Below are 6,168 nucleotides of genomic sequence, written 5' to 3'. Positions count from 1 at the left end.
GCCGATCTGGCCTCGGTTCCACGCGCGGTTGGCCCCCGGATCTGGCTGCGTGCTGCGCCGTTCCTGGGTCCGCCCCCGCCTGGCCGCCAGCCGACTACGGCCACCCTCTGCCCCACCTCTCCCCCGCTCTTTCCCTGCCCTTTCTCTGCAGGGGTTGCCGGTATGGTTTCCCCATGGCTTGGAACTTACGATCGATCAGCGGCGCGGTCCGCGATGCCCTGCGCTTCCTGGATAAACTTGGCGGCTCCGCACCGGGAACCACCCGTGGGCCGGCGGCAAAACCCGCCCGAAAGCCTGCGGCGAAGCGGCGGCCGGGCCAGGCGCGCCCCGGCACCCCGGCCCGCTCCACAGGCGGCGCCCCGGCCGCCGGACTGACCGGAACATATCCCGGCGACTTCCGGGGGCGGGCCGCCGTCCGCTATGCCCCCGCACCCAACGGCCTGCCCGAGCCCGGCGAAATCGTCTGGACCTGGGTGCCCTACGAAGAGGACTACTCCCAGGGCAAGGACCGCCCGGTGCTGCTGGTGGGCACCAGCGGCCGGTATTTATTGGGCCTGATGCTGACGAGCAAGGACCACGACGGCGACTCCCGCCGGTCGGATGACTACGTGGACATCGGCACGGGACCCTGGGACCGCCAGTGGCGGCCCAGCGAAGCGAAGCTGGACCGGGTTCTGCAGATCAACGCGAAGGACATCCGGCGCGAAGGAGCGATCCTGGACGCAGGCCGCTTCAACCACATCGCGGCCGCGCTGCGGCAGCGGCACGGCTGGAGCTGACCCGGCGGACGCCGTGCGCGGCGGCGAATCGCCACCCGCACTCGTGCCTGCACGTTGATCTCTGCTATTATTTACAGCTGTGTGTCCGTGCAGGTCGACGGCCACAGATGGTTGGTCGCCATAGGTATCCCCACGCCGCTCAGTCAATGGCCAATCTGAAAGCCCTCTAGACCATTTTCCGCATTGAAAAAGAGAGTTCACACGTGGCTAATATCAAGTCCCAGAAGAAGCGCATCCTGACCAACGAAAAGGCTCGCCTGCGCAACAACGCAGTCAAGTCCGAGCTGAAGACGGCCATCCGCGCCGTCAACACCGCCGTTGAGTCCACCGACAAGGATGCTGCGGCTGTTGCACTGCTTTCTGCCAGCCGCAAGCTGGACAAAGCCGTCAGCAAGGGTGTTCTCCACAAGAACAACGCTGCAAACCGCAAGTCGGCCATCTCCAAGAAGGTCAACGCGCTCTAAGGTTTCCAGTTCACTTGAACTGATGATTGTGGCCGGCACCCCATGGGTGCCGGCCACATCCAGTTAAGCCGGTTCCGCAATGGGCCGACTCCGCACCCGTTCTCGTACGACTCCGGTACGCCGCCGGCTGCCCGCAGCCGGGTCCGCGCCGGCAGGGCCGACACGCCGCACCTGGGTTCGAACGCGGGTGTCAGGAACTCCTGGCCGAGGTGGCAATCACCGTTACCGCATGTTCCACCGCATAGACAGGATCCCGGGAGAGGCCCTTGACCTGGGCGTCGGCCTCGGCGGTGACCTGGATGGAGCGGACCAGCCCCTCGGGCGTCCAGCGCCGGACTTCCCGCTGGGCCTGTTCGACGAGCCAAGGCTGCATACCCAGTTGCTTGGCGATCTGCGACGACGACCCCTGCGCGCCGGCCACCTTGGCCAGGGAGCGCAACTTCGACGCCAGGGCAGCCACGATCGGCACCGGGTCCGCGCCGGTGGCCAGGGCGTGGCGAAGTGTGGAGAGGGCCAGCGGGCCGTTGCCGGCCATCGCGGCGTCGGCGACCTTGAAACCCGTTGCCTCGACCCGGCCGCCGTAGTACTTGTCCACCATGGCCGCGTCCACGCCGGTGGTGGCGTCAGCGATCAGCTGGCTGCAGGCGGCGGCGAGTTCCGCGAGCTGCGCGCCAACCGCATTGACCAGGGCGTGCACGGCGTCGGGGTCGATACGCCGGGAGGCCGCCCGGAACTCGGCCGTGACGAAGGCAATCTTCTCGGCGTCTTTCTTGAGCGGCTGGCAGTCAACAACGGGCCAGCCCGCGGCCTTGATGGCGTCCAGCAGCTTCTTGCCGCGGACTCCCCCGCCGTGGCGGAGCACCAGGAAGGCCTCCGGTTCCGGCTGGACCACATACTTCAGGGCATCGGCGAGGAAGGCATCGTTCATCGCCTCGAGCCCGTCGACCTCGATGAGCTTTTGTTCGCCGAACAGCGAAGGGCTGACGTTCATGGCCAGGGACCCGGCCGTGTAGCTGCCGGCATTGAGCCGCGTAATTTCGACGTCGGGCGCCACCGCGCGGACCTGCGCGCGGATACGGTCCATGGCCCGGGCACCTATGTAGTCTTCCGGACCGCCCACCAGGACGACGGCAGCAGGTGTCACATCACGCCAGGTGGCGGTGTTCGACGCCGAGGTCCTGGGCCGTTGGGTCTGGGCAGCAGCCACTCGTGATTCCTCCCGGAAGTTGGTTTGCGGACTCTAAGCGTCCCACGCCCGGACCGGTGCTCCAAGCCGCGGCTGACGGCCCGCCGGCCGGCTGACCGTGCCGCCGAATGCGGCCGTCCGTCGAGGACGGCGACCACCCGCGCGTGTGCCGCGAGAACGCCACGGGCGGCCGCGGCCGGGTGCAGGGCGAGCCATGCTGCCGCCAGCACAGTCGCGGAAAAGATTCCCATGGTGGCTGCACCGAAGGCCCCTTCCGGCCAGGGCAGGGCGGCGCCCGGGAGTGCCGCGAACAACCGGGCGACCCCCGCCACCGCGCCAGCGAAGGCAGCAGCGGCGGCCATGAGGAGGCCCGCTGCGGCCGGGAGAGCGGGCAGGAGCACCACGGCGGCCGTGCCGAGGAGTGTAACTGGCGCCACGAGTGCTGCGGCGGCCACATTCGCGGGCAGCGTGTAGGTGCCGAACTGCGGCTGCAACAACACGATCGCCGGGGCGCAGAAGAGCTGGGCGGACAGGGGCACGGCGACGCCGGCTGCAGCCCAGCGCGGCACCGAAGGTGGCAGCCAGTCCATGATGCGGCGTCCGGCGACCACGATTCCCAGCGTGGCCAGGACCGAGAGCAGGAATCCGAAGCTGGCAGCCAGGACCGGCTGCGCCAGCAGCAGGCCGATAACGGCAACACAGAGCAGGCTGAGTCCGCGCCCCGCCCGGCCAAAAGCTACTGACGCGAGGCCGATGCTGCCCATGAGTGCGGCCCGCAGCACACTCGGATCCGGTCCCACCATGAGGACGAACAGCGCCAGCCCCGCGAGACTGGCCGCGGCCGCTGCCGCGCGCGGAAGGCGGAGCGTGCGGGCGGCGAGCAGCAGCGTCCCGAGGATCAGGCTGCAGTTGGCCCCGCTGACGGCGGTCAGGTGCGTCATCCCGACGGTCTTCATGGCGGCTTCCAACTCGGGGTCCAGGGCGCTGGTGTCGCCGGTGACCATGCCGGGCAGCAGCCCGCCGGCGTCGCCCCCGAACCGTGCCGCCGCGGCGGTGAAGGCGCGGCGAAGCTCCCCGGGACCCTGCTGCCAGGGCCCGGATCCCCGCAACAGCGTTGGAGCCGACGTCGCTGCCAGGAGTCCTGCCTCCGGCTCCCCTGGCGCGGAGGGACGGAGTTTGCCTGTGGCGCGCAGGTGCTGGCCCGGAACGGCGACTCCCCACGTGGCCCCGCCCATGACGACGAACCGCGCGTCCCCGGCGACCCTGTGGCCACCGAAGGTCATCGCCGTCAGGATCACGGGAACTGCCCAGCGGTCCGGCAGGCCACCGGCACCGGGAATCCTGAGCCTTCGGGGGGCGCCTGCAATTTCCAGTTCCGCGACGACGGCCGCACGGGCGGCCACAGCTTCAGCGATGGCGCCGTCGTGCCGCCGGGAGGCCTCGACGGCGGCGTGCGAGCCTGCCGCGAGGGACAGCAACAGCGCCACAGCCACTGTGGCGCGAATGCTGCGCGGAACCGCCTGCCCGGCACTGCGGCCGCGCCCGTGGCCACACCGCCCACTCCTGGCGCCCCGCTCCCTCGCCGGGCGGGGGCCAGAACGGCCGAGGATGACGCGACCGGCCAAGAAGAACATGCCTGCGGCCGCCGCCAGCGTCGTGCAGAGACCGGCCAGCCCTGCAGGGGGCAGCCAGTTTCCGGCAACGGCGGTCCCCCAGACAAGGAGCGCCGGGAGAACCAGACGAACGTCCGTCCGCCGTGTCCGTTCGCTCGGGCGCTGACGCGCGGAGGTGTAGCGCGCGGGTTTGCCCGATCCGCGGATCCGCCCGGAGGCCACCGGTTCCTCGTGCTCCGCACGCGCCGGGGAATCGACTGCCGCATCGACGTAGCGCTGCCAGCGGCTCTGTGGGACCGCCACAGAACCCGGCGGGCCGGTCCGATCCACGCCACGCCGTGCAGTGCCAGGCTGTGCAGTGCCGGGCTTTTCGATCTCAGGATTTGCCACGTCAGATACCCACCAATGGGAGCAGGGCCTCAAGCAGCTTCGGACCGATCCCGTCGACGGCGTCGAGCTCCTGCACTGTCTTGAACCGCCCGTGCTGCTGGCGCCAATCCACGATCCGCTGCGCCAGCACCGGCCCGACGCGCGGGAGGGTCCCGAGTTCCTCGAGGCCGGCGGTGTTGAGGTTGACCTTCCCGCCCCCGCCGACTGGCCCCGTGCCGCCCCTACCGGACCCGGGCGCAGGTGAGCCGTCCATGGGCGCATCCGCCTGACCCGGTTCGCCGCGGATGGGCACCAGGACCTTCTGCCCATCCTCCAGCACGGCGGCCAGGTTGAGCCGGTCCGGATCCCCGAGAACCGTGGGCCCGCCCGCCGCTGCAATCGCCTCATGCAGCCGGCTTCCCGCCGGCAGTTGAACCACCCCTGGGCTGGCCACGGCACCGGCAACATGGACCTCGATGCTTTCCGGCTCCGCGGTGGCATCATCTCCCGGCGGCGCGGTTGACCCGCCATCCGCCGGATCGGGTGCTTCCTCGGCGGCCGGGGCGGAGTCGCTAAGAGCCACCACCTGCGAGCCGCCGGTCCCGGCCTGCCACCAGAAGCAGCCGCCCAGGACCACGGCAAGGACGCCCAGCAGGGCAGCAGCCTTGACCCCTGTCCTGGCCCGAAATCGCATAGCCAGCGCCTGTCGTCCTGCCCGGCGGTACCCGCGGGTTTCATCCGCAAGGTGTGAAGTGCCGCCCCCTACGCGCCGTCCAGCAGCGAGGACGGCATCAGCTGCCCGGACCGGGACAGGGCTGCCTGGCGCCGGAACCTGCAACTCCAACAGCCCCGCTGAGTCGCCTGGTTCCCGGCCCGGATCCGCGGATTCGCCCGGATCCGCAGCATCTTCCGCACTCCGGGCAGCCCAGCGCGTTGCTGCCAGGCGTTCGCGGGCAACCCTGACGCCTGTGGCGGATTCAGTTCCCGGGTTGCGGCGTGGCATGGAACGACTCTAGGCAGCCCTTACCCCCGCTGATACCGGGGACCGGGCGTATGTGGAAATACCTGCGTAATACGCGTAGATCCGCGGCATCAGGCAAGTATTCCCTACGCTGGTGCCCGCCCGGACCCGGTGGTAACGTCTGCATCCAATCGAGAAGACTTTGCCGGCTGGGGGCAACCCTGATCGCCTGGATGTAAATGTCAGGCGTCGAAAGCTGGTGTGCAATGAAGTGGTTGTTTGGGTCCGCGGCGGTGCTGGCGCTTGGCGGCACCGTGCTGCCAGCCCCGCCGGTCGTGGCAGACACTACGCAAGCCACCTCAACCCAGGTGGTCAAGTTTTCTTTGGAAAGCAGTTTCTGCCCTCAGCACGGTCTGTACGGCATAGCGCATGTTTCGGTCGACGGCACGGCAGGAATGACTGCCGACCAGAATTTCATCTGGACCACCCAAACAGCCGCCACCTCGATCCATGCAGTTCCGCCGCAGGGCGCCGTCGCCAATGTCACGGTTGTCTACCACTGCAACGTGCAGGTGCTCTGGTGGCTGGAGCCCGGAAGTGCCCGCAGGGTGCAGGCCGCCCTGTGGGTCAACGGCTCAGGCCAGCAGCCCAGCTACACTATCGGGCCGAATCAGCCAGACCCCGGGCCAACGCCGCCGCCAACGACTCCGCCTCCAACGGCCCCGCCGGCCTCCTCAACGCCAACGATTCCACGAACGTCAGTGTCGGGACCCGCGCCCACGACGCCACCCGTCAT

The 6,168-nt window shown here is 69.4% G+C and carries 5 protein-coding genes and 1 pseudogene; 3 read left to right on the top strand and 3 right to left on the bottom strand.

The features are described from left to right. The first annotated feature begins 173 nt into the window (after nt 1-173). Together Y706_RS0111420 and rpsT are read left to right on the top strand one after the other, a co-directional pair. Complete coding sequence (locus tag Y706_RS0111420; RefSeq protein ID WP_028276696.1) at nt 174-779, top strand: type II toxin-antitoxin system PemK/MazF family toxin; 606 nt, start codon at nt 174-176, stop codon at nt 777-779. A 203-nt stretch (nt 780-982) separates the two neighbouring features. Next, a complete protein-coding gene (rpsT, locus tag Y706_RS0111415) occupies nt 983-1,243 on the top strand; it encodes a 30S ribosomal protein S20 (protein WP_018773112.1) in 261 nt (86 codons plus the stop codon). Between the two features lie 190 nt (nt 1,244-1,433). Here the strand turns inward: rpsT and holA are convergent, their stop codons facing one another. The 3 genes from holA to Y706_RS0111400 all read right to left on the bottom strand — a co-directional run bounded on the left by holA (nt 1,434) and on the right by Y706_RS0111400 (nt 5,105). Beyond that, complete coding sequence (holA, locus tag Y706_RS0111410) at nt 1,434-2,450, bottom strand: DNA polymerase III subunit delta (protein WP_028276695.1); 1,017 nt, start codon at nt 2,448-2,450, stop codon at nt 1,434-1,436. Next, entirely contained in the window at nt 2,384-3,916 is a 1,533-nt protein-coding gene (locus tag Y706_RS0111405; protein ID WP_253906771.1) for a ComEC/Rec2 family competence protein, read from the bottom strand. Before Y706_RS0111405 ends, holA begins: the two co-directional genes overlap by 67 nt. Before the next feature lie 517 nt (nt 3,917-4,433). Continuing rightward, complete coding sequence (locus tag Y706_RS0111400; protein WP_043436033.1) at nt 4,434-5,105, bottom strand: ComEA family DNA-binding protein; 672 nt, start codon at nt 5,103-5,105, stop codon at nt 4,434-4,436. Between the two features lie 506 nt (nt 5,106-5,611). On the opposite strand from Y706_RS0111400, the pseudogene Y706_RS29770 reads away from it, so the two are divergent. Next, nucleotides 5,612-6,168, top strand: a pseudogene (locus Y706_RS29770) (hypothetical protein); the annotation flags it as partial.

The organism is Arthrobacter sp. I3, from assembly GCF_000520575.1.
Classification (GTDB): Bacteria; Actinomycetota; Actinomycetes; order Actinomycetales; family Micrococcaceae; genus Arthrobacter; species Arthrobacter humicola_A.
The sequence above is the reverse complement of the archived record's forward strand: the minus strand, read 5'-3'. Positions and strand labels throughout refer to the sequence as shown.